At 68.8% G+C, this 21484-nt stretch carries 23 protein-coding genes; 12 read left to right on the top strand and 11 right to left on the bottom strand.

The annotated features are described in order from the left end of the window. Positions 1 to 14: 14 nt before the first annotated feature. Both ACWGE0_RS21210 and ACWGE0_RS21205 read right to left on the bottom strand, forming a co-directional pair. Positions 15 to 2276, bottom strand: a complete 2262-nt coding sequence (locus ACWGE0_RS21210; protein ID WP_452262601.1) for a TOMM precursor leader peptide-binding protein — start codon at positions 2274 to 2276, stop codon at positions 15 to 17. After that, on the bottom strand, positions 2273 to 2458 hold the full coding sequence (locus ACWGE0_RS21205) for a hypothetical protein (protein WP_452262600.1): 186 nt from the start codon (positions 2456 to 2458) through the stop codon (positions 2273 to 2275). The genes ACWGE0_RS21210 and ACWGE0_RS21205 overlap by 4 nt, the downstream gene beginning before the upstream one ends. A 204-nt stretch (positions 2459 to 2662) precedes the next feature. On the opposite strand from ACWGE0_RS21205, the gene ACWGE0_RS21200 reads away from it, so the two are divergent. The 8 genes from ACWGE0_RS21200 (at position 2663) to ACWGE0_RS21165 (ending at position 9269) form a co-directional block, all read left to right on the top strand. Further along, positions 2663 to 3472 carry an AfsR/SARP family transcriptional regulator gene (locus ACWGE0_RS21200; RefSeq protein WP_452262599.1) on the top strand — a complete coding sequence of 270 codons (810 nt, stop codon included), beginning with the start codon at positions 2663 to 2665 and terminating at the stop codon, positions 3470 to 3472. Between the two features lie 169 nt (positions 3473 to 3641). Further along, a complete protein-coding gene (locus ACWGE0_RS21195) occupies positions 3642 to 3893 on the top strand; it encodes an acyl carrier protein (protein ID WP_319964465.1) in 252 nt (83 codons plus the stop codon). A 33-nt stretch (positions 3894 to 3926) separates the two neighbouring features. Continuing rightward, positions 3927 to 4862 (top strand): aromatase/cyclase, encoded by a 936-nt coding sequence (locus ACWGE0_RS21190; RefSeq protein ID WP_452262598.1) that lies wholly within the window; start codon positions 3927 to 3929, stop codon positions 4860 to 4862. A 46-nt stretch (positions 4863 to 4908) separates the two neighbouring features. Further along, positions 4909 to 5097, top strand: a complete 189-nt coding sequence (locus ACWGE0_RS21185) for a hypothetical protein (RefSeq protein ID WP_319964467.1) — start codon at positions 4909 to 4911, stop codon at positions 5095 to 5097. Beyond that, positions 5098 to 5811, top strand: a complete 714-nt coding sequence (locus ACWGE0_RS21180) for a hypothetical protein (RefSeq protein ID WP_452262597.1) — start codon at positions 5098 to 5100, stop codon at positions 5809 to 5811. It abuts the gene before it with no gap. Further along, positions 5808 to 7076, top strand: a complete 1269-nt coding sequence (locus ACWGE0_RS21175; protein WP_319964469.1) for a beta-ketoacyl-[acyl-carrier-protein] synthase family protein — start codon at positions 5808 to 5810, stop codon at positions 7074 to 7076. The genes ACWGE0_RS21180 and ACWGE0_RS21175 overlap by 4 nt, the downstream gene beginning before the upstream one ends. After that, on the top strand, positions 7073 to 8287 hold the full coding sequence (locus ACWGE0_RS21170) for a ketosynthase chain-length factor (RefSeq protein ID WP_319964470.1): 1215 nt from the start codon (positions 7073 to 7075) through the stop codon (positions 8285 to 8287). The genes ACWGE0_RS21175 and ACWGE0_RS21170 overlap by 4 nt, the downstream gene beginning before the upstream one ends. A 64-nt stretch (positions 8288 to 8351) precedes the next feature. Further along, positions 8352 to 9269: an acyltransferase domain-containing protein gene (locus ACWGE0_RS21165; protein ID WP_452262596.1), complete on the top strand. Its 918-nt coding sequence runs from the start codon at positions 8352 to 8354 to the stop codon at positions 9267 to 9269. A gap of 190 nt (positions 9270 to 9459) precedes the next feature. Here ACWGE0_RS21165 and ACWGE0_RS21160 read toward each other — a convergent pair whose 3' ends face one another. Beyond that, positions 9460 to 10236 (bottom strand): cyclase family protein, encoded by a 777-nt coding sequence (locus tag ACWGE0_RS21160; protein ID WP_452262595.1) that lies wholly within the window; start codon positions 10234 to 10236, stop codon positions 9460 to 9462. Between the two features lie 106 nt (positions 10237 to 10342). On the opposite strand from ACWGE0_RS21160, the gene ACWGE0_RS21155 reads away from it, so the two are divergent. From ACWGE0_RS21155 to ACWGE0_RS21145, 3 genes are read left to right on the top strand one after another with little or no spacing between them, the layout of a single operon-like run. Next, the gene (locus ACWGE0_RS21155; protein ID WP_452262594.1) at positions 10343 to 10651 is read left to right on the top strand and encodes an antibiotic biosynthesis monooxygenase family protein; all 309 of its coding nucleotides are present in this window, start codon (positions 10343 to 10345) and stop codon (positions 10649 to 10651) included. Further along, positions 10648 to 11646: a CaiB/BaiF CoA transferase family protein gene (locus tag ACWGE0_RS21150; RefSeq protein WP_452262634.1), complete on the top strand. Its 999-nt coding sequence runs from the start codon at positions 10648 to 10650 to the stop codon at positions 11644 to 11646. Before ACWGE0_RS21155 ends, ACWGE0_RS21150 begins: the two co-directional genes overlap by 4 nt. 10 nt (positions 11647 to 11656) lie before the next feature. Continuing rightward, positions 11657 to 12589 (top strand): LLM class F420-dependent oxidoreductase, encoded by a 933-nt coding sequence (locus ACWGE0_RS21145; protein WP_452262593.1) that lies wholly within the window; start codon positions 11657 to 11659, stop codon positions 12587 to 12589. An 18-nt stretch (positions 12590 to 12607) separates the two neighbouring features. Here the strand turns inward: ACWGE0_RS21145 and ACWGE0_RS21140 are convergent, their stop codons facing one another. The 6 genes from ACWGE0_RS21140 to lpdA form a co-directional block, all read right to left on the bottom strand. After that, complete coding sequence (locus ACWGE0_RS21140) at positions 12608 to 13102, bottom strand: hypothetical protein (protein WP_452262592.1); 495 nt, start codon at positions 13100 to 13102, stop codon at positions 12608 to 12610. 39 nt (positions 13103 to 13141) lie between these two features. Then, complete coding sequence (gene lipB, locus ACWGE0_RS21135) at positions 13142 to 13870, bottom strand: lipoyl(octanoyl) transferase LipB (RefSeq protein WP_452262591.1); 729 nt, start codon at positions 13868 to 13870, stop codon at positions 13142 to 13144. After that, on the bottom strand, positions 13827 to 14405 hold the full coding sequence (locus ACWGE0_RS21130; protein ID WP_452262590.1) for a phosphatase PAP2 family protein: 579 nt from the start codon (positions 14403 to 14405) through the stop codon (positions 13827 to 13829). The genes lipB and ACWGE0_RS21130 overlap by 44 nt, the downstream gene beginning before the upstream one ends. Next, complete coding sequence (locus ACWGE0_RS21125; RefSeq protein WP_452262589.1) at positions 14402 to 15292, bottom strand: TIGR01777 family oxidoreductase; 891 nt, start codon at positions 15290 to 15292, stop codon at positions 14402 to 14404. Before ACWGE0_RS21125 ends, ACWGE0_RS21130 begins: the two co-directional genes overlap by 4 nt. 156 nt (positions 15293 to 15448) lie before the next feature. Then, complete coding sequence (sucB, locus tag ACWGE0_RS21120) at positions 15449 to 17200, bottom strand: 2-oxoglutarate dehydrogenase, E2 component, dihydrolipoamide succinyltransferase (protein WP_452262588.1); 1752 nt, start codon at positions 17198 to 17200, stop codon at positions 15449 to 15451. A 51-nt stretch (positions 17201 to 17251) separates the two neighbouring features. Beyond that, the gene (gene lpdA, locus ACWGE0_RS21115; protein ID WP_452262587.1) at positions 17252 to 18640 is read right to left on the bottom strand and encodes a dihydrolipoyl dehydrogenase; all 1389 of its coding nucleotides are present in this window, start codon (positions 18638 to 18640) and stop codon (positions 17252 to 17254) included. Between the two features lie 179 nt (positions 18641 to 18819). Here lpdA and ACWGE0_RS21110 point away from each other — a divergent pair, with 179 nt between their 5' ends. Next, complete coding sequence (locus tag ACWGE0_RS21110) at positions 18820 to 19146, top strand: oxidoreductase (RefSeq protein ID WP_319964481.1); 327 nt, start codon at positions 18820 to 18822, stop codon at positions 19144 to 19146. On the opposite strand, the gene ACWGE0_RS21105 is transcribed toward ACWGE0_RS21110, so the two are convergent. Both ACWGE0_RS21105 and ACWGE0_RS21100 read right to left on the bottom strand, forming a co-directional pair. After that, positions 19143 to 19607: an OsmC family protein gene (locus ACWGE0_RS21105; protein ID WP_452262586.1), complete on the bottom strand. Its 465-nt coding sequence runs from the start codon at positions 19605 to 19607 to the stop codon at positions 19143 to 19145. The two genes, ACWGE0_RS21110 and ACWGE0_RS21105, sit on opposite strands and share 4 nt — an antisense overlap. A 272-nt stretch (positions 19608 to 19879) precedes the next feature. Then, positions 19880 to 21364: a leucyl aminopeptidase gene (locus ACWGE0_RS21100; RefSeq protein ID WP_452262585.1), complete on the bottom strand. Its 1485-nt coding sequence runs from the start codon at positions 21362 to 21364 to the stop codon at positions 19880 to 19882. Between the last annotated feature and the right edge of the window lie 120 nt (positions 21365 to 21484).

Genomic DNA, 21484 nt, shown 5'->3' with positions numbered 1-21484 from the left:
CCGGCAGGTGGGGGTCACATGAACAACGGGATCGGGTTGAGCTCTTCGAGTGTGCGAGGCCGGTCCAGTCGACCCAGTTGTACAGGTACGTCGTAGAGGCGGCCTTGAGCGAACCTCGACCAGAAGTGCCGCAGTCCCGGCACGACCACCCTGACCACGGGAAGCCCGATGTCGGGCCGGGTCTGGTCGAGCACCAGCACCTCCATCCCGCGAGCCTCGAGGGTGTCCTGGACGGCGCGGATGTCGTCGGCCAGGTCGCGCCGGTGTTCGTAGCCGTGGTGGAACGAGTCCCGCGGCGGTACGGCGGGGTCCGGGGCGAGCCAGGACTGCTCGTCGATGCGGGCGTGCTCGAACCAGTGCCGGGTGTCGCCGTCGAACGCGTCCAGCCGCACCGGTTCGCAGACCATCGGCATGCACTGGTTCAGCTCGGTGAGCGCCCTGCGCGCGGCGATCCGCGGGTCCAGGTGCGCGCCGCAGCCGAGCATGATGTCCTCGCGCGGGCCGCCGGTGCGCCGGGACACGGCGACCATCACCGGCACGCCCAGGTCCGCGGTGACGTCGAGCAGCCACAGCTCACGACCGAGGCTCGCGTGCACCTCGCGGCACTCGTCGATCCACGTGTCGTGGAACGAGTCCAGGTCCATTCCCGGCATCGGCGTGCGGTTGTACCACCAGATGGCGACCGCATCGCGTTCGACCAGCTCCAGCAGGGCCTGCAGCACCGCGTCCTCGATGCTGCTTCCCGCGGCGCAACCGTTGGAGTTCGACGTGACGCTGGGCGGGCATGGAGCGCCGAAGTAGGACATGCCGGTGGGCAGGAACTTGTGCCGTTGTTCGGTGAGCGACCAGAACGGGGTCCAGTTCATCACCTCGTCCTCGTCGAACGGGGTGGTGACGTGCTGGAACTTCGAGTGGCTCGCGTTCCAGGCGTCGCGGTCCTCGAACTGCCGCGGGTGGTAGTGCTGCACGGTGTCGGGGTGGATCGCGAGCTCACCCAGCGACCTGTAGCTGCCGCTCACCTGCGCCTCGTCGCCGCAGAACGCGCCACTGCGTCGTTCCACGGCCTCGCACAGCGCGCCGACCTCGGCGTCGAGCGGGGTCACGCCCTTGCCGCCGGTCTCCACCCGCAGCGACGAGCGCAGCCCTTCGAGACCCTCGCCCGCGGCCGCGATGTTGGAGCCGGACCAGAAGGAGTTGAAGAACGCGGGCCCGTTGTCGCTGCGGCGGATGTCCCTCACGATCCCGGTGACAGGGCCGATCAGGTGCCGGTAGGTGTCGAGCACCTCCTGCGGCGACGACGACCGGTGGCCGCCGCCGTCGCAGGAGCGCTTGACGCGACTGGTCAGCTCGACCGGGTCGAACGCCCTGCGCGCGACCATTCCCGGGTCACCACAGCCCGAGCACTGCGGGCGGACCCGCACCTCGTGCTGGGTGACCCGCATGGTCAGGCTGTCGTAGCTCCAGATGGATCGCTGGGTCTCGTGACGCAGGCCGGCGAGCCACTTGGCCGCCTCTGCCGACGCGATCTCCAGCGCGGCCGCCCGCAGCGACGGCAGCCCGATCGCGGGGCGCGGGGCGGGGCCACGTTGCCCGCACCGCGCCCGCACGTGGGCCTCCGCCGACCGGTTGGCCGACAGACGTGTTGCCAGGCAACGCCAGCACGGGCCGTCGCCCGGGGTGATGAAAGGACCCACGCACACCTGCGCGCCGACCGGCTTGACCAGCAGCCACGGAGTGCCGGCGGCGCGGTGTGAGGCGTCGATGTCGCGAAGCTCTGGTGCCAGGTAGTCCGCACACGCCACGACCGTGAGGTCACCACTCCCCGAGGTGACCGTGAGTCCGTTGCGGTGCAAGGCTTCCGCGAGTGCGTCGCGGTCCAGGTCGCCGATCGCGACGACGGAGACGAGCGACGTCGTTGTCGCCGCCACCGCGTCCGTGGGATCGAGGCCCGCCGCATCCCAGTAGGCGAGCGATGCCTCGATGCCGGCCGAACCGTCCTCCGTGCCCCTGCTGCCGATCAGCCCGGCCGCCGCGAGCCTGGCGAGCATGCGCTCCACCTGGTCGACGGTCAGGTCCTCGGCTGCGTCGCGCAGCAGTCCGGCGAGGTCACGGGTGCCGTCGAGCAGTAGCGCCAGCGTCTCGACGTGCGAGCCTTGGATCGCGGTGACGCCGGACTCCCCGAAGAGGTACACGGCTTCGCCCCGCACGATCTGCGGCCGGAGGTGTCTTTTGAACCCGATGCGTTGCTCACCCGGTTCGGCCAGGTCCTCTCTCATGCCGCGAGTACTTCTTCGTGCCGGACGAACGAACGGCCGCCGGGCATGGTGGCGGTCCAGCTACCGGTGAAGAAGCCGGTCGTGACCTCACGGTCGAACTCGTAAATCTTCATGTCGTCGGAGTCGTCGGCAGTGGGGACGGAAGCCAGGTGCTCCACGGTGACGGTGGGGTACATGCGCATCTCCGATGTTTATGTGTCGTTTGTTGTGGGTAATCGTGCCGACCAGTGCTAATGGACCGGTAGTTACCGGCTAATGCGCCTTGGTATGAAGTTTTCATACCCGCACCGGGGTGAACTCACCTGACATCGATGGCCTGTGCACTAACGCGCCTTCGTTGGGCCGAGCAGACTAATGGTGTGCTTGGAACCGAAGGAGGGGTTGCGATGCAGATCAAGGTCCTGGGGCCGGTCGAGGCCAAGGTGAACGGTCGCTCGGTGACTCCGTCGGCGGCCAAGCCGCGGCAGATCCTGGCGCTGCTCGCCCTGCACTCCGGCTCGGTGGTGTCCGTGCCGACGCTCATCGAGGAGCTGTGGGACGACCGCCCGCCGCGCAGTGCGCGCACCACGTTGCAGACCTACATCCTGCAGCTGCGCCGGCTGATCGGCGAGGCGCTGGCAGCGTCGGACGAGAGCGGCGCCAAGGAAGTGCTGGTCACCCGCTACGGCGGCTACCTGCTCGACGTGCCGGAAGAAGCAGTCGACGTGCACGAGTTCGACCGCCTCGCCCGCGCCGGTCAGAACGCCTACGAGGCCGACGACTACGCGGCCGCGTCCCGCCTTCTGCGCTCGGCGCTGGAGATCTGGCGCGGGCCCGCCGTCGTCGACGTCCGGCCTGGCATGCCGCTCGGCGTCGAGGTCGTGCGCCTGGAGGAGGCCCGGCTCGGCGCGCTGGAGACGCGCATCGAGGCGGAAATGCGGATGGGCAAGCACAAGTCGCTGCTCAGCGAGCTCGCCGTGCTGACCGTGCAGCATCCGATGAACGAGCACCTGTGTGCGCAGTACATGATCTCGTTGTTCCGCGCGGGACGGCAGTGGCAGGCCCTGGACGCGTTCCGGGGGCTGCGGCGCACGCTCGTCGACGAGCTCGGTGTCGAGCCGTCAGCGCGCCTGCAGCAGCTGCAGCACGCGATCGTCACGTCCGACCCGCGCCTCGACCGCGCGGAAGCACGTCAGCTGCAAGGACTCCTGGCCTGAGAAATACTCCAGCGGCCCCCGCCACACTGTGGCGCGGGGCCGTTTTTCGTTGTGCGGCAAGGATTTTCCCGACGACATGTTCGAGGAAACCTCCACTGGACTACCAGTGCGCCCTGGCAACCTCACTACGTGGGCGAGCGGAAACGCCCGGTGAGGAAAGGAAAAAGCCGTGAGCGCACTGACCATCGAGGGTCTCAAGGAGATTCTCAACGAGGCCGCCGGCGAGGACGACTCGTTCAAGGCCGGCCAGGACATTCTCGACACTCCGTTCCTCGAGCTGGGCTTCGACTCGCTGGCCCTGCTGGAGACGGTGGCGCTGATCAAGCGCAAGTACGGCGTCGGTGTCGGCGACGACGAACTCGCGGACATCGAGACCCCGCGCGAACTGCTGACCAAGGTCAACGGCAGCCTCGCGGCCTGACCGCCGGGGAGCCGAGAACGGAGACACGGGGACATGACGCACACCACCACGCACACGGTCATGATCGGTGCTCCCGCCAAGGTGGTGTACGACCTGATCGCGGACGTGACGCGCTGGCCGTACACCTTCGGACCCACGGTGCACGCCGAGGTGTTCGAGACCGAGGGGGCCACCGAGCGGCTGCGGCTGCACGCCTTCGCCAACGGCGACGTGCGCACGTGGACGTCTCGCCGTGAGCTGGACTCGGCGAACCTGCACGTCAAGTTCGAGCAGGAGCGTTCGGCGGCGCCGGTGAAGTCGATGGGAGGGGAGTGGCGCATCGTGCCGATCGCCGACTCGGCCACCCGCGTCGACCTCCTGCACCACTTCACCACGGCGCAGCCGGAAGCCGTCGACCTGGTTCTGAACGCGGTGAACAACAACAGCGACGCCGAGCTCGCGGCGCTCAAGCGCGCCGCCGAGCTCGGCGACGACTACGACAAGCTGGTGCTGAAGTTCTCGGACAGCATCACGATCCACGCGACCCGCAAGGACGTCTACGAGTTCCTGTACCGGTCCGACCTGTGGCCGCAGCGGCTGCCGCACGTCGCCCGGCTGGACCTCACCGAGGCCGTCACCGGCGTGCAGTCCATGGAGATGGACACGCGCAGCCCGGACGGGTCGATCCACACGACGCACTCGGTCCGGGTGTGCACGCCGTACGACACGATCGTCTACAAGCAGACCAGGACGCCGCCGATCATGGCGGCCCACGTCGGCCGGTGGACGTTGCGGGACATCGGTGACGGCATCGAGGCGGGCGTCGAAGCCACCTCGCACCACACCGTCGTCATCCGGCCGGAGGTCGTGGCGGAGGTGCTCGGCGCGGACGGCACGGTCGAGCGCGCACGTGAGCTGATCCGGCACGCGTTGGGCACGAACAGCCTCACGACCCTGCGGCACGCCAAGGAGTTCGCCGAGAACGGCTGATCTGCCGGCCCGCGTGCGGGCGGGCGAAGAGGTGAGGTGGTGGGCGATGGGGTTGGCCGGAGTCGATCTGCTGACCGCCGCGGCCCGTGCCGCGAGCCGCAACGGGCTCTACGTGGTCTCCATGTACCTGGAGAAGGCCGCGGTCGAGCATCAGCGCAAGGGATGTCCCTCCTCCGAGGTGGCGCCCTGTGCTTACGAGATCGAGGCTTCCCGCGTACTGCTGTCGGGGTTCTAGATGGAGCTCTACGACATCTCGCTGCGCCGCACCGGCCTGTCCATCACCGACAGGCTGGTCGCGGCGCGGCGCCTCGACGCGCTCGGAGTCACGTTCGTCGACGGAGGCCGGCCAGGACGGTGGTTCTATCACCGGGCTGCGATCGAACTCCGTCTGCGGGCAGCCACCCTCATCGCTTCGGGTGGGGTGGAAGACCTCACCGCACTGCTCGCCGCGGAAACCCCCGCGGTGGCCGTGGTTGTTCAAGGGCACGGCTTTTCGGTCCTGAGAGAAGCCGTGCGTCAACTTGTGCGCGCCGAACGGCGAGTGATCGTCGAGGCGCGGGACTTCTTCGACGGCTGGGTGATCGACCCCGAGCACGCGCTCGAGGTCGTGCTCACGGCCGCCGAGGCTGGGGCGGAAACCGTGTTGCTGCACGACACAGCGGGTGCCCTGTGGCCGGACCAGATCGGCGAGATCGTCGAGCTGGTCGCGGAAACCGGTGTGCCCCTTGGGTTTGGTTGTCACGACGTCGGCGGTTCGGCGGCGAAACAGCTGTTCGCCGCGGATGCGGGGGCTGGACTCGTACAGGGGTCCTACGCCGTCGTTCGAGGTGGCCTCGATCGGGGCGTTTCATCATCGGTTCATTCGGCAGAAACAGGTATCGCTCCCGTGCCCTGTCCGAGATTGGAGCAGACCGTGTCCGCACAGAAGGCGATTGGAGGTGTCCGATGAGTCGTCGCGCCGTCATCACCGGGGTGGGCGTGGTCGCACCTGGTGGCATCGGAACGAAGGCGTATTGGCAACTGCTGTCCGAAGGGCGTACGGCGACTCGCATCATCACGCACTTCGACGCGTCTCCGTACCGCTCCCGCATGGCGGGAGAAGCAGATTTCGATCCAGTGCGCGAAGGTCTTACGCCGCAGGAGATCCGCCGGCTCGACCGGGCCGCGCAGTTCGCGGTCGTCGCGGGTCGTGAGGCGATGTCGGACTCCGGCATCGAGTTCGACCAGCTCGACCCCGGCCGCATCGGTGTCTCGCTCGGCACCGCCGTCGGCTGCACGACCTCGCTGGAGCGCGAGTTCATCGTCGGCTCCGACCGGGGCAAGTACTGGGAGGTCGACCAGTCCTACGCCGTTCCGCACCTCTACGACTACTTCACGCCGTCCTCGATGGCGACGGAGCTGGCGTGGACGGTCGGCGCGGAAGGCCCGGTCTCCGTGGTCTCCACGGGCTGCACCTCCGGCCTCGACTCGGTGGGTTACGCCGCCGAGCTGATCATGGAGGGCTCCGCGGACGTCGTCGTGACCGGCGGCACCGAGGCTCCGCTCTCCCCGATCACCGTGGTGTGCTTCGACGTCATCCGTGCGTCGAGCACCCGCAACGACGACCCCACCACCGCGTGCCGTCCGTTCGACAAGACCCGCGACGGCCTGGTGCTGGGCGAGGGTTGCGCGATCATCGTGCTCGAGGAGCTGGAGCACGCCCGCGCTCGCGGTGCGCACATCTACGGTGAGGTCGCCGGCTTCGCCTCGCGGTGCAACGCCTACCACATGACGGGCCTGCACCCCGAGGGCATCGAGATGTCCGACGCCATCAACATCGCGCTGAAGCAGGCGCGGGCGGACGCCACGGACGTCGGGTACATCAACGCGCACGGGTCGGGCACCAAGCAGAACGACCTGCACGAGACGGCGGCTTTCAAGCGCAGCCTCGGTGCGCACGCGTACAAGACCCCGGTCTCCGGCTTCAAGTCGATGATCGGGCACTCGCTCGGCGCGATCGGTTCGCTCGAGATCGTCGGCTCGCTGCTGGCGTTCGAGCAGGACCTCATCCCGCCGACGGCGAACCTGCACGAGCAGGACCCCGAGTGCGACCTGGACTACACACCACTGGTCGCGCGCGAGAAGAAGGTCGACACGGTCCTCACCGTGGGCAGTGGTTTCGGTGGATTCCAGAGCGCCATGGTGCTCAAAAAGGTGGAAGGGGCAGGCCGGTGACTCGGGCGGTGGTGACGGGAATCGGCATCGCGTCGCCGAACGGGCTGGGGCCGACCGCGTACTGGCGGGCGACCCTGCAGGGTGAGGCGGCGATCAAGCCGATCACCCGGTTCGACAGCGCGAACTACTGGGCGAAGATCGCCGGTGAGGTGCCTGGCTTCGAGGCAGGGCGGCACCTGCAGGGCCGCCTGCTGCCGCAGACGGACCACATGACGCGGCTGACCCTGGTCGGCACGGACTGGGCGTTGCGTGGTGCGGGTGTGCAGCCCAACGACATCCCGGACACCGACATCGCGGTGATCACCGCGGCGACGGCGGGCGGGTACGAGTTCGGTCAGCGCGAGCTGCAGAAGCTGTGGCACCAGGGTCCCGAGTACGTGTCGGCGTACCAGTCGTTCGCGTGGTTCTACGCGGTCAACACGGGCCAGATCTCCATCCGTCACGGCACACGTGGTCCGGGTGCGGTGGTGGTGTCGGAGCAGGCCGGTGGCATCGACTCCATCGGGCACGCTCGTCGTCAGCTGCGCAAGGGCGTCCAGCTCGCGCTGACCGGCGGCATGGACTCCTCGCTGTGCCCGTGGGCGTGGGTGGCGCACCAGGCATCGGGTTGCCTGTCCCGCAACAACAACCCGAAGCGCGCCTACCTGCCGTTCGACCGTGACGCCTCCGGGTACGTCGCGGGCGAGGGTGGCGCGATCATGGTGCTGGAGACGCCGGAGTCGGCGGCCGAACGCCCTGGCACCAGGGTCTACGGCGAGATCGTCGGGTACGCCTCGACGTTCGACTCGCGGATGCCCTCGCGGGAGCCGGGGCTGAAGCGGGCGGCCGAGCTGGCGTTGCGCGATGCCGGCATGGACGCCTCGGAGATCGACGTGGTGTTCGCCGACGCGGCGGGCATTCCCGAGCTCGACAAGGCAGAGGCCGAGGCGATCAAGGGCATCTTCGGGCCGTACGGCGTGCCGGTGACGGCACCGAAGACCATGACCGGCCGGCTGTTCGCCGGTGGCGGGTCCCTGGACGTGGCGTCGGCGATCCTCTCCATCTACTGGAGCGCGATCCCGCCGACCGTCAACGTCGAGAACCCGGTGCCGGAGTACGAGATCGACCTCGTGATGAACGAGGCTCGGCACGGCAAGGTCAAGGCCGCTCTGGTGCTCGGGCGCGGCAAGGGCGGGTTCAACTCCGCAATGGTGGTTCGCGAGTACAGGTGATGTCATGCCTCAAGGCCGTGAAGGTGTCTCCTTCACGGCCTTGAGCCGTTTCTGGAGGCGTGTTGTGGACGTAGCACTGATGTTTCCGGGCCAGGGATCGCAGTACCCGCGGATGGCGGCGTCCCTGTACGGCACGGATGCCGTGTTCACCTCGGTGATCGACGAGGTGTTCGAGCTGTTCGGTGAGGTCGGCGCTGTCGCCTGTGAGGACTGGCTGTCCGGCGCCGACATCGATCACGTGTCGCGCGCGCAGCCGTTGCTGTTCGCGGTCGACTACGCGTTGGGGCGCACGGTTTTGTCGTGGGGCGTCAAGCCGGTGGCGTTGATCGGGCACTCCGCCGGCGAGGTGGTCGCGGCGACGCTGGCCGGCGTTTTCTCGTTGGAGGAAGCCGTTTCGCTGGTGCGGGACCGGGTGGTGTCGGCCGTGTCGATCCCGTCCGGCGGGATGCTGGCGGTGGCGGCGTCCGAGGCCGAACTGCTGCCCTACCTGGCGGGTGACGTGGCGATCGCGGCCGTGAACTCCGCCCGGCAGACCATGCTGGCGGGGTCGGACGAGCCGCTGGCCGCGGTGCGCGCCCGGCTGGAGGCGGACGAGTTCATCGTCGTGACGGTGCCGGCCACCACCCCGTTCCACAGCCCGGCGATGCAGCCCGCCGTGGACGAGGCGCTGGCGGCGTGGAACGTCTCGCCGCGGGCGCCGCGGATGCCGGTGTACTCCGGGTACACGGGCACGCTGATGACCGAGCACGACGCGTTGTCCGCGCGGTTCTGGACGCGGCAGCTGACCGACGCCGTCTACTTCGGACCGGCGCTGAACGACCTGCTGGCGATGTACGACGTGCTGCTGGTGGAAGCCGGTCCCGGTCAGACGCTGACGTCGTTCGCGCGGCGCACGAAGGCGGTGCGGCACGGGGCTTCGAAGGTGCTGCCGTTGCTGGACGCGCTGGATTCCGTCGAGGCTGCTCGTTCCCAGCTGGTGTGACGTATAAAAGGGCCGCCCTCTCCCGGTTCTCCGGGGAAGGGCGGCCCTTTGGCGCGCATCTAGTCGATGCCGCGGACGATGTGGTCTTCGGACTCGGGTGGTGTTGTTTCGTTGTTCTCCATACGTTTCAAGGTAGGAGCGGTGATTCAGCTCTCACTTGAGAGCGGGTCAGGAACGAACGTTCGGGCCATCACTCGTCGAGCAGGGCGACCGCCCTGGTCCAGCCCGCGCCGGCACCCTTGATCTTGACCGGGAACGCGACGACGGTGAACCCGAAGTCCGGCAACGCCTCCAGGTTGGAGAGGCGTTCGATCTGGCAGTACTCGCGGTCGCGGCCGGCGAAGTGCGCGGGCCACAGCACGCTCTCGTCCTTGGTCGTCAGGTAGCGCTTGACGATGTCCGGGAACGGCGCGTCGAGGCTGAACGCGTCGGTGCCGATCACCTTGACTCCCAGGTCCAGCAGGAAGTTCGTGGCGGGGCCGTCGAGTCCGGTGTAGTCGGTGAAGTAGGTCTGGGTGCCCGCGTGCTCGGCGGCACCGGTGTCGAGGATGACGACGTCCATCGGCTTCGGCGTGTAACCGATGCGGGCGAACTCCTTCTCCAGCACCTCGACGCCGATGACTCCGGTGCCGTGGCCGCGGACGTCGAGCTTCACCCCGGGGTTGTGGAACCACTCCAGCGGCATCTCGTCGATGTGGCGGGGGATTCCGTTGCCATAGGTGGTCTTCGAGCCGTAGTGCGACGGCGCGTCGACGTGCGTGCCGGTGTGGGACGTGAGGCTGATCCGGTCCAGCGTGAGGAACTCCGAGTCCCGCAGCACGGAGACGTCGAACTCGATGCCGAGGCGGGCCTTCAGCTGCTCGGCCATGTGTTCCGCACCCTGAGCGGCCGTGAGCACCTCGTGCGTCACCGGGTCCGCTTCGTACGCGGATGCGTCAATGTGGGAAGACAGATCGATGATGCGCATGAGCTGAGCTTGGCGGGCGTTCCTTGAGCACGTCTCAAGAGGCGGTGTGCATGGTTTTCCTTGGCCTGACACCGTTTCGCAGTGTCCAATTTTGGGGAGCCCTCTCATGATCACCTTCGTCAACCGCTTCACGCTCACCGGTGACCCCGAGGAGTTCGAGAAGGCCTTCGACGAGACCGCGGCGTTCCTGCGCGAGCAGCCGGGCCTGATCCAGTACACGCTGTCGCGCCAGCTGGACGACCCGGCCTCGTACGTCAACATCGCGTTGTGGGAGAGCGCCGACGCTCTGCGTGCCGCACTGGGGCACCCGGACTTCGGCAACCACGCCAAGGCGATGCGCGGCCTGGCCGAGTCGTCCGGTGCCATCTTCGGCCCGCGCCTGTCCTTCGTGGCACAGCCGGCCGAAGGGGCCTGATGAACCCGTTGCAGGGGCTGAAGGTCGTCGAGTTCGGCGGCATCGGCCCCGGTCCGCACGGTGCGATGCTGCTCGCGGACCTCGGCGCGGAGGTCGTGCGCGTCGAACGTCCGTCCGGCGGTCTGTCCGTGGTGCCGGACGCCTCCCGCGACTTCCTGTTGCGCGGCAGGCGTTCGGTGTCCGCTGACCTGAAGTCCGCGGCTGGCCGTGCCACCGTCCTGGAGCTGATCTCGTCGGCCGACGTGGTGATCGAGGGATTCCGTCCCGGTGTGCTGGAACGGCTCGGTCTGGGGCCTTCTGACTGCCTGGCGGTCAATCCAGGGCTGGTCTACGCGCGGATGACCGGCTGGGGCCAGTCCGGTCCGCTGGCCGAGCGCGCCGGGCACGACATCAACTACCTGTCGCTGACCGGTGTGCTGCACGCCATCGGCAAGCCGCCGCTGAACCTGGTCGGCGACTTCGGCGGTGGGTCGCTGTACCTGGTGCTGGGCGTGCTGGCGGCGTTGTGGGAACGGCAGCGCACCGGTCTCGGCCAGGTCGTCGACGCGGCGATCGTCGACGGGGTGGCGTCGCTGGCGCAGATGATCTGGTCGATGAAGGCGCAGTCGGTGTGGGAGGACGCACCAGATTCCAACCTGCTCGACGGCGGGTGCCCGTTCTACTCGTTGTACGAGTGCGCGGACGGCCGTTCCGTCGCGGTGGGGTCGCTGGAACCGCAGTTCTACGCGTTGCTGCTGGCGGGTCTGGGCCTGGCCGCCGATGATCTTCCCGCACAGCTGGACCGTGCTTCGTGGCCGTTGCTGCGCAAGACGCTCGCCGAGGCGTTCCTGACCAGGACCCGTGACGAGTGGTCGGACGTGTTCGCGTCCACCGACGCCTGTGTGACCCCGGTGCTGACGTTGGAAGAGGCCGCCTCACATCCGCACCTGGTGGCGCGCGGAGTGTTCACCTCCGACGGGGCAGCCGCACCCGCACCTCGCTTTTCTGGCGACTAGATTCAGCTTTGTGGAACTGCGAATCTTCACCGAGCCCCAGCAGGGGGCGAGCTACGACGACCTGCTCCGGGTGGCCAGGACGGCGGAGGACGCCGGGTACGGCGCCTTCTTCCGCTCCGACCACTACCTCAGCATGGGGTCGGCCGACGGTCTGCCCGGCCCGACGGACCCGTGGATCACGTTCGCCGGCCTCGCCCGCGACACGACCACGATCCGGCTGGGCACGCTGATGACCGCGGCGACGTTCCGCTACCCCGGCCCGCTCGCCATCAGCGTCGCCCAGGTCGACCAGATGTCCGGCGGCCGCGTGGAGTTCGGCATCGGCGCGGGCTGGTACGAGGCGGAGCACGCCGCGTACGGCATCCCGTTCCCGTCGCTGGGCGCGCGCTTCGAGCGCTACGAGGAGCAGCTCGCGATCATCACCGGTCTGTGGGAGACCCCGGTCGGCGGCACGTTCTCGTTCGAGGGCAAGCACTACACGCTCACCGACTCGCCGGCGCTGCCGAAGCCCGCCCAGGAGCGCGTCCCGGTGCTGATCGGTGGCATGGGTGCCAAGCGCACCCCGGCGCTGGCCGCGTCCTACGCCACCGAGTTCAACCTGCCGTTCGTCGGCATCGACGCCGCGGTCGAGCAGTTCGCCCGTGTCGACGCGGCGTGCGCCGAGATGGGCCGCGACCCGCGCGAGATCACCCGCTCGGTCGCCCTCGTCGCCTGCGTCGGGCGCACCGACGCCGATGTCGCCCGCCGTGCCGCCGCGATCGGCCGCGAGGTCGGCGAGCTCAGGGAGAACGGCATCGCCGGCACCCCGGCCGAGGTCGTCGAGCGCATCGGCACGTGGCGCGAGCAGACCGGCGTCCAGCGCGTCTACCTGCAGATCCTGGACCTGGCCGACCTCGACCACGTCACCGAGATCGCCGAGGACGTCGCGCCCCAACTGGGCTGACCCATCGGGTGTCGGATATCAGGCGAGCGCTTTGCGCACTGCCGACGGCATCGGCATGACGTAGTTCGTGAAGCGTCGCCGATATCCGATGTACCGGAGCTGCAGCGAGGGATCGTCGAAGTAGCGCTTCTCCAGCCCGTCCTGCCCGAACACCAGCTTCAGCCCGCGTCCGAGCATCGACGGCGCGTCGAGGGCGAACCGGTCGCGCACCACGTCGGCGGCCGCGTGGTCGCCGAACTCCAGCGCGGCGCGGCGCACGGACTCGACCGGCACCATCAGATACTGCTCATCCGCGCGGACCCCGTCGCGGTAGGCGATGCCCAACGCACTGAGCGCCTTCTGGTGCGCGCCGCCGTCGAGCCCGAGGTAGTACCGCTCCCAGTCACCGACGCTGATCTCGCCACTCCAGGCGCGCACAGGAGCGGCCACCGCCGCCGCGCCTGTGGACATTCCTGCTGACGCGAGCGCCGTGACACCGGCAGCCGTGAACAACTGGCGTCGAGAAAACCTCACGACGCACCCTCCTCCGAATTCCCGCAGTCGAGCGCGGGGCTACGGAATGCTAGCGAAGGTGATACCCGGTGCGACGGGGCCAGTGCGGGCCAGAGTGCGGTCCGTCAGGGGGAGTGTTCCGTCGAGCGCCGCGAGCACAGCGTCACGGGCCAGCGGCAGCACCTCGGCCACCGTGACGTCCCTGCCCAGTTCCTGCGAGAGAGAAGCGACGCCCGCGTCCTTGATGCCGCACGGGATGATGTCGCCGAACGCGTCCAGGCTCGCGTTGCAGTTGATCTCGAAGCCGTGCATGGTCACGCCGCGCTGCACGCGGATGCCGATGGCGGCGACCTTGCGCTCCGGACCGCGGTCGTCGGCGGGGATCCACACGCCGCTGCGGCCCTCGATCCGGCCGGTGTGCACGCCGAGCCGGTCGCACACGTCGATCAGGCCCTGCTCGATGCGGCGGACGTAGTCGACGACGTCCATCGGCTCGCTCAGCCGCACGTGCGGATAGCCGACCAGCTGACCGGGGCCGTGCCAGGTGATCTTGCCGCCGCGGTCGACGTCGATGACCGGCGTGCTGCCCCCGCGCGGGCGCTCCTCGTCGAGAGTGCGCCTGCCGCAGGTGTAGACCGGCGGGTGTTCCAGCAGGAGAAGCATGTCGGGGCCGGTGCCGCCGGCGCGCGCCTCCACGATCTCCCTCTGGAGGTCCCACGCCGCCATGTAGTCGATGAGCCCCAGCTCACGGACGACGACGGGGTCTGACGAGGTGCGGCACGAGTTCACGACCCGACGTTACCAACCCCAGCGCGAGTGCTGCCACGAGTCCAACGCCCGTCACACCCAGCACCGCGCCGATGACGTCGGTGACCCAGTGCATCTCCAGCACGACCCGCGCGAAACCGGCCACGAGCACTGCCAACACGGCCCAGGGGACACCGCGCCGGAACAGCACGATCATCGTGAAGCCGACCGAGGCGACCGCCACCGTGTGCCCGCTCGGATAGCTGGGCAGGTGGTACTCGACGGGCCGCATCCGGTCGAACAGCCACCGCGTCAGCAACGTCGCGCAGCACAACGCGTGCAGCGCCAACGCCTTCCACAACCGCAGATCACGCCGCCGCCACGCGAGCACGAACAGCACCGCCGCGAACGCCCACCCGATCGTCGGCCCGAGCACCAGGCTCACCGCGAACGCCGCCACGCGCAGCCAGTCCGGCCGCGGCAGTTCGTCGTGCACCCACATGTCGAGCCCGGTGACCTCGGGCATGCCCAGCAACACCCACGAGATCACCAGAACGGCTGCGATGGCACGCGTCATGCAACCGCCGCGTTCAGCGCGGCCGGCAGTGCCGGGTGCATGAAGTGGAAGCCACGGCTTTCCAGCACCTTCGGCGTGAGGCCGGGCCCGCTGAGCAGCAGCTCCTCCGCCATCTCCCCGCCGAGCAACGTCTTCAACGCGAACGCCGGCACCACCCACGGCGTCGGCCGGTGCAGCGCCGTCCCGACCGCCTTGGTGAACTCGGCGTTCGTCACCGGCGTCGGACCCGCGACGTTCACCGGCCCGCGGATCTCCTCGTGCTCGACGACGAACCGGTACGCGGACACGACGTCGTCCAGCGACACCCACGGGAAGTACTGCTCGCCGGTCCCGAGCTTGCCGCCCAGGAAGAACTGGAACACGGGCCTCAACCGCCCGAACACGCCACCCGACGGAGATATGACGACAGCGGTGCGCATGAGGACGACGCGCACGCCGCCCTCCTGGGCCACGGACGTCGCCGCCTCCCAGTCCTGGGTCAGCCGCGACATGAACGTGTGCCCGCCGGGCGCGTCCTCGTCCGCGAGCCGCGACCCGGTGTCGCCGTAGAAGTGCGCGCCAGAGGAGTTCACCAGCGCCGGCACGCCGTGCTCGACGACCGCCGCCGACAGCACCTCGGCCGGCACGACCCGGCTGTCGTGCAGCACCTGCTTGCGCGCGTCGTCCCACCGCTTGTCGCCGATGCCCGCGCCGCACAGGTTGACGACGGCGTCGACGCCGTCGAACGTCCCCTCGTCGATGCGCCCGGCGTACGGGTCCCACCCGCGTTCGTCGGGCGCGGCGGCCTTGCGGCGCACCAGCCGCAGCACCTCGTGGCCGGCGGCGCGCATGGACGCCACCAGACTCGTTCCGATCAGTCCCGACGATCCCGCGATGACGACTCGCATATGTAGATCGTTCCCCACTGTGTCATCACCTGCACAGCAATACATCGCATACAGGAGTCAGGATGTGCCGAAGGCCACCCCGGCAAACCGGGGTGGCCTTCAGATCACACTTACGTGATATCCAACATATCGGATATCAGCCCTGCTCCGAGGCGATCAGAGACCGAGGTCGGCCTCGAACGCGCCCTCCTCGAGACGGTTCTTGACCGTCGTGAGGAAGCGGCCCGCGTCGGCACCGTCGACCAGGCGGTGGTCGTAGGTGAGCGCGAGGTACATCATCGAGCGGATCGCGATGGTGTCGTTGCCGTCCTCGTCGGTCAGGACGACCGCGCGCTTCTTGACCACGCCGACGCCCAGGATGCCGACCTGCGGCTGCTGGATGATCGGGGTGTCGAAGAGCGCGCCGTTGCTGCCCAGGTTGGTCAGCGAGAACGTGCCACCGGCGAGCTCGTCCGGCGTGAGCTTGTTCGAACGGGCGCGCGCCGCCAGGTCACCGATCTTGTGGGCGATGCCCGACAGGTTCAGGTCACCGGCGTTGTGGATCACGGCGTTGAGCAGGCCGCGCTCCGTGTCGATCGCCAGACCGAGGTGCTCGGCACCGTGGTAGGTGACCTCCTTGCGCTCCTCGTCGATGGACGCGTTGAGCACCGGGTGGGCCTTGAGCGCCTCGATGGCGGCCTTGGCGAAGAACGGCAGGAACGTGAGCTTCGCGCCCTCACGAGCCTCGAACGCCTTCTTGGCCTGGTTGCGCAGCCGGGCGATCTTGGTCACGTCGACCTCGAACACCTGGGTGAGCTGGGCCGACTGCTGCAGCGACTCACGCGTGCGCTGCGCGACGATCTGGCGCAGCCGCGGGAGCTTCTGCACGGTGCCGCGCTTGCCCGAGTTGTCGACCGAGGCCGGAGCCGAGGTGCGGGAGGCGGGAGCGGCAGCCGGAGCAGCGGCGGGTGCCGGAGCCGGGGCCTTCTTGGCCTCGACGGCGGCGAGCACGTCCTGCTTGCGGATGCGGCCACCGACGCCGGTGCCCTTGAGCGAGCCCAGGTCGATGCCGTTCTCCGACGCGAGCTTGCGCACGAGCGGGGTGACGTACGGCGTGCCGTTCGCATCGTCCGAAGAGGACGGTGCGGCGGCGGGAGCGGCCTGCTGGGCAGGAGCGGCCTGAGCCGGCTGCTGCGCCGGGGCGGACTGCTGCGGAGCCGGCTGCTGCGGAGCCGGTGCCGGAGCGGCCTGCTGGGGCGCTTCCTGCTTCGGTTCGGGCTTGGTCTCAGGAGCGGGCGCGGACTGCGCGGGGCTGCCAGAACCGATGACGGCGAGCTTGCCGCCGACCTCGACGGTCTCGTCCTCACCGGCGCTGATCTCGAGCAGCGTGCCCGCGACCGGCGACGGGATCTCGGTGTCGACCTTGTCGGTCGAGACCTCGAGCAGCGGCTCGTCGACCTCGACGCTGTCGCCGACCTGCTTCAGCCAGCGGGTGACGGTGCCCTCGGTGACGGACTCGCCGAGCGCGGGCATCGTGACGTCGGTGCCCTCAGCCGTTCCACCGGACTGGGCTGGAGCCTCAGCGGCCGGGGCGGGTTCCGGAGCGGCTTCCTCGGCGGGCGGCGCGGACGGCGTCGTCTGCTGCGGAGCTTCCTCCTGCGCCGGGGCGGGCTCGGCAGCGGGGGCGGCGTCGCCGTCACCGATGACGGCGAGTTCGCCACCGACCTCGACGGTGTCGTCCTCCTGCGCGACGATCTTCTGCAGGACACCGGCCGCCGGAGACGGGATCTCGGTGTCGACCTTGTCGGTGGACACCTCGAGCAACGGCTCGTCCACCTCCACCCGGTCGCCTTCCTGCTTCAACCACCGGGTGACCGTGCCCTCGGTGACACTCTCACCGAGTGCGGGCATCTGGACGGAGAAGGCCATTGTTCGCTGACTCCTCGTGCTCTCGTGTGGCTGACTTTGTATGGGGATCGGTCAGCCGTGCACGTGCAGCGGCTTGCCGGCCAGGGCGAGGAACGCCTCGCCAAGGGCTTCAGTCTGGGTCGGGTGGGCGTGGATCAGCGGAGCCACGTCCTCCGGGTAAGCCTCCCAGCTGTAGATCAGCTGTGCTTCACCGATGAGCTCGCCGACGCGTTCGCCGACCATGGTGACACCGACGACCGGGCCGTCGGGAGCCTTGATCAGCTTCACGCCACCGGCGGTCTTGAGGATCTGGCTCTTGCCGTTGCCCGCGAGGTCGTAGATGAACACCTCGGCGGAACCGTACTTCTCCTTGGCCGCGGCCTCGGTGAGGCCGACGGAGGCGACCTCGGGCTTGCAGTAGGTGACCCGCGGAATGCCCGCCTCGTCGATCACCTTCGGGTTCTGGCCCGCGATCTCCTCGGCCACGAAGATGCCCTGCTGGAAACCGCGGTGCGCGAGCTGCAGGCCGGGCACGATGTCGCCGACGGCGTACACGTTCGGCAGGTTCGTGCGCAGGCGCTCGTCGGTGATGACGAAGCCGCGGTCGATCTGGACGCCGGCCTCCTCGTAGCCGTGACCCGCGCTGTTCGGGCCGCGGCCGACCGCGACGAGCAGCAGGTCGGCGTCGAGGACGTCGCCGTTCTCCAGCGTGATGGACACGCTCGAGTCGGTCTGGGTGGCGCCGGTGAACTTCACCCCGGTCTTGAACTTGATGCCGCGCTTGCGGAACGCGCGCTCGAGCTGCTTGGAGGCGTACTCGTCCTCGGCGGGCACCAGGCGGGGCAGGGCCTCGACGATGGTGACGTCCGCGCCGAACGAGCGCCACACGCTCGCGAACTCCACGCCGATGACGCCGCCGCCCAGGACGACGACCTTCTCCGGGATGAAGTCCAGGTTGAGCGCCTGGTCGCTGGTGATGACCCGGCCGCCGATCTCCAGGCCGGGGAGGCTCCGGGCGTACGAACCGGTCGCGAGAACCACGTTCTTGCCGGTGTAGCGCTGGCCGTTCACCTCGACGGTGTTCGGGCCGACGAACGTGCCCGCGCCCTCGACGAGGGTGACCTTGTTGGCCTTCGCGAGACCCTGCAGTCCCTTGTAGAGCCTCGAGATCACGCCGTCCTTGTACGAGTTCACACCGGCGATGTCGATGCCCTCGAGCGAGCTCTTCACACCGAACTGGTCGCCCTCACGCGCGTTGTCCGCGACCTCGGCCGCGTGCAGCAGCGCCTTGGTCGGGATGCAGCCGCGGTGCAGGCACGTGCCACCCAGCTTGTCCTTCTCGACCAGGACGACGGACAGGCCGAGCTCTGCCGCGCGGAACGCGCAGGCGTAACCACCTGAACCGCCGCCGAGGATGACAAGATCGGCGTTGGTGGCCGACTCCAGTTCCGGCGAAGTCACTTCGGATCTCCTCGGGATTACTTACTACGCGCGGGTGCGCGCGAGGTACGCGGCCATCTTGTCACTAGTTGCCAGAGCATGGTGATCCGGCATAGGACACCACGCCCGGCTCTGATCATTCACCTACTCATAACACCCCTACCTGGCACCATGGTGGAAGGAAGCGCAGGAGGTGCTCGATGGGGCTGTTCGATCGTTTTCGCAGGAAGCCGCGCCCAGGTGTGCTGCGAACCGCCTCCAACCAGGACACCAGCCACCTCGAGCAGTGGACGAAGAGCCGCCACGGCGTCGAGGCCTATGTGGAACCGAAGACCACGGTGACCGAAACCACTGTGGTCCTGGTCGCTCACGACGGCGAGTGGACGCGCCGCCGGGTCGCGTCCCCGGACGCCGCCCGGAACTTCGCCCGCAAACAAGGCATGCCCATCTACGACGCCGGCATCGTCGGCTACCCGAAGCGCATGCGCGACTACACCGCGCGCAAAAAAGCCTCAGGCGATCTCTAAACACTCACCGTCGGCTCGTGCCGCACGGGAAAGTTCACGCTCGCCGCGATGAAACACATCGAGTGCGCTTTCTCGTGCAACGCCTGCGCCGTCTCCCGAGTCTCCGGATCGGCCACCGTCACCACGGGGTTGAGCACCACGTCGGTGAACCGCCCGGACCCGTCCGGGTGCTCGGCCATGGTCCCGGTGGCGTGATCGCGGTAGCCGGTGACGACGACGCCGTTGACCGACGCCAGGTGCAGGTACCAGAGCATGTGGCACTGCGACAGCGACGCGACGAGCAACTCCTCGGGGTTGTACCGGCTCCGATCACCCCGGAACGACGGGTCCGACGACCCGAGGATCGTCTCCTTGCCCGCCGCCACGACCTCGTGCGCGCGCTCGTAGTCCTTGTACCCGGAAGTCCCGCTCCCGGTGTTCCCGGTCCAGACGACGTCGACCTCGTACTGATGCGTCCCCATGTGGAAATACTGCTCTCACCGGGCTCGGCCACCTAGCCCCTTGAGACACGCGTCTCCGTTCAGCCGCCGCCCGATCGCGCCCAGCCAAACCGATATATCAGTTCCGCCCCACCCTTGACCTGCACCTTAGCAATGAGACTTTGGACTTCGCCCGCAAAAGACTCGTTGCAAAGGCGCCGTGGAAATGATTTCCCGACCCCCGGCTCGCCGCGTCGGAAAACAAAACGGGCGGAGTCCCGGAAAGGAACTCCGCCCGCGTGGAAGAAGCGAACTCAGCCGTTGGCGGCGATGTCCGCCAGCACGGCGGCGATGGTGCGGACCGGAACGCCGGTGCCGCCCTTCGAGGTGTAGCCGTACGGGCCACCCGTGTGGAACGCCGGGCCCGCGATGTCGATGTGCGCCCACTGCACGCCCTCGGCCACGAACTCGCGCAGGAACAGGCCGGCCGCGAGCATGCCGCCCCAGCGGTGGCCGGTGACGTTCGCCAGGTCAGCCAGGCGGGAGTCGAGGTCCGCGCGCAGCTCCTCGGGCAGCGGCATGGCCCAGGTCGACTCGCCGACCGCGGTGCCGATGGCGGCGACGCGGTCGCGGAACTCGTCGGAGCCCATGACGCCCGCGGTGCGCTTGCCCAGGGCGACGACCTGCGCGCCGGTGAGGGTCGCGGTCTCGATCAGGTAGTCCGGGCCGTCCTCGCACGCGCGCACGATGGCGTCGGACAGGATCAGGCGGCCCTCGGCGTCGGTGTTGAGCACCTCGACGGTCTTGCCGCCGTACATGGTCAGCACGTCGCCGGGGCGGTAGGCGTCGCCGGACGGCATGTTCTCCGCCATCGGGATCGACGCGATGATCTCCAGCGGGTACTTGAGCTTCGCGGCGAGGACCATGGTGGCGACGATCGCGGCGGCGCCCGCCATGTCCGAGGTCATCTCGTCCATGCCCGCGGCCGGCTTGATCGAGATGCCGCCGGTGTCGAACGTGATGCCCTTGCCGACGAGCGCGACCTTCTTCGTGGCCTTGGTGCCCTTGTACGAGATGCGCACGAGGCGCGGCTGGCGGGTCGAGCCGCCGCCGACGCCCAGGATGCCGCCGAAGCCCTGCTTCTTCAGCGCCTTCTCGTCGAGCACCTCGACGTCGAGACCGGCGGCGGTGGCCAGCTTCGAGGCGCGCTCGGCGAACGAGCCGGGGTAGAGGTCGTTCGGCGGCGTGTTCACGAAGTCACGCGCGATGGCGACGGCCTCGGAGATCGCGACGGCGGCCTTCAGTGCGGCCTTGTTCTCCTTGGACGCGGCGGCGATCAGGTCGACCTTCGCGACAGCGCCCTCGCCCTTGTCCGACTTGTACTCGGTGAACGAGTAGGCGCCCAGCAGCGTGCCTTCCGCGGCGGCGACGACGTGCGTGGCGGCCAGCGTGTTCAGGGCGCGCTTCTTACCGGCCAATGCGCGGGCGGCGACACCGGACGCGCGGCGCACCTGCTCCTCGCTCGGACCACTTTCCTGGGACTTGCCGAGGCCCACGGCCAGGACGAGCGGGGCGGCGAGCTTGCCGAACGTCGGGACCTTCACCAGCTCGTCGGCCTTGCCGGACGCGCGCAGGGTGCCGAGCACCTCGAGCAGCGCGCCGTCGAACGCGGCGTTGACAGCGTCGGCGCCGGGGGCGAGCTCCAGACCGTCCGCACCCTGCAGGGTGCCCACGACGACTGCGTCCGCGGCGGTGGTGCTCAGGTCACCTTCGGTGAGGGCCAGCTTCGGGGCTGTCACGTGCTGCTCCAGAGGTTGTGCGTGGTAGGGGTGCTCGGAATCGTGACCTATGCTAAAGGTCGGTCGGTCCCACGAATGCCGGGGCTCGCCACGTTCGGCAGCGATCCGTGACGTTGACAG

Source organism: Lentzea sp. NPDC054927, assembly GCF_053610285.1.
Note: the sequence above shows the minus strand (reverse complement) of the source record. Positions and strands in the feature narration are given on the sequence as shown.

Bases quoted from the DNA above. Each gene is read 5' to 3' on its own strand.
- ACWGE0_RS21210 (WP_452262601.1), bottom strand. From the start codon at position 2,276: ATGAGAGAGGACCTGGCCGAACCGGGTGAGCAACGCATCGGGTTCAAA.
- ACWGE0_RS21205 (WP_452262600.1), bottom strand. From the start codon at position 2,458: ATGCGCATGTACCCCACCGTCACCGTGGAGCACCTGGCTTCCGTCCCC.
- ACWGE0_RS21200 (WP_452262599.1), top strand. From the start codon at position 2,663: ATGCAGATCAAGGTCCTGGGGCCGGTCGAGGCCAAGGTGAACGGTCGC.
- ACWGE0_RS21190 (WP_452262598.1), top strand. From the start codon at position 3,927: ATGACGCACACCACCACGCACACGGTCATGATCGGTGCTCCCGCCAAG.
- ACWGE0_RS21185 (WP_319964467.1), top strand. From the start codon at position 4,909: ATGGGGTTGGCCGGAGTCGATCTGCTGACCGCCGCGGCCCGTGCCGCG.
- ACWGE0_RS21180 (WP_452262597.1), top strand. From the start codon at position 5,098: ATGGAGCTCTACGACATCTCGCTGCGCCGCACCGGCCTGTCCATCACC.
- ACWGE0_RS21175 (WP_319964469.1), top strand. From the start codon at position 5,808: ATGAGTCGTCGCGCCGTCATCACCGGGGTGGGCGTGGTCGCACCTGGT.
- ACWGE0_RS21160 (WP_452262595.1), bottom strand. From the start codon at position 10,236: ATGCGCATCATCGATCTGTCTTCCCACATTGACGCATCCGCGTACGAA.
- ACWGE0_RS21155 (WP_452262594.1), top strand. From the start codon at position 10,343: ATGATCACCTTCGTCAACCGCTTCACGCTCACCGGTGACCCCGAGGAG.
- ACWGE0_RS21130 (WP_452262590.1), bottom strand. From the start codon at position 14,405: ATGACGCGTGCCATCGCAGCCGTTCTGGTGATCTCGTGGGTGTTGCTG.
- ACWGE0_RS21125 (WP_452262589.1), bottom strand. From the start codon at position 15,292: ATGCGAGTCGTCATCGCGGGATCGTCGGGACTGATCGGAACGAGTCTG.
- sucB (WP_452262588.1), bottom strand. From the start codon at position 17,200: ATGGCCTTCTCCGTCCAGATGCCCGCACTCGGTGAGAGTGTCACCGAG.
- ACWGE0_RS21110 (WP_319964481.1), top strand. From the start codon at position 18,820: ATGGGGCTGTTCGATCGTTTTCGCAGGAAGCCGCGCCCAGGTGTGCTG.
- ACWGE0_RS21105 (WP_452262586.1), bottom strand. From the start codon at position 19,607: ATGGGGACGCATCAGTACGAGGTCGACGTCGTCTGGACCGGGAACACC.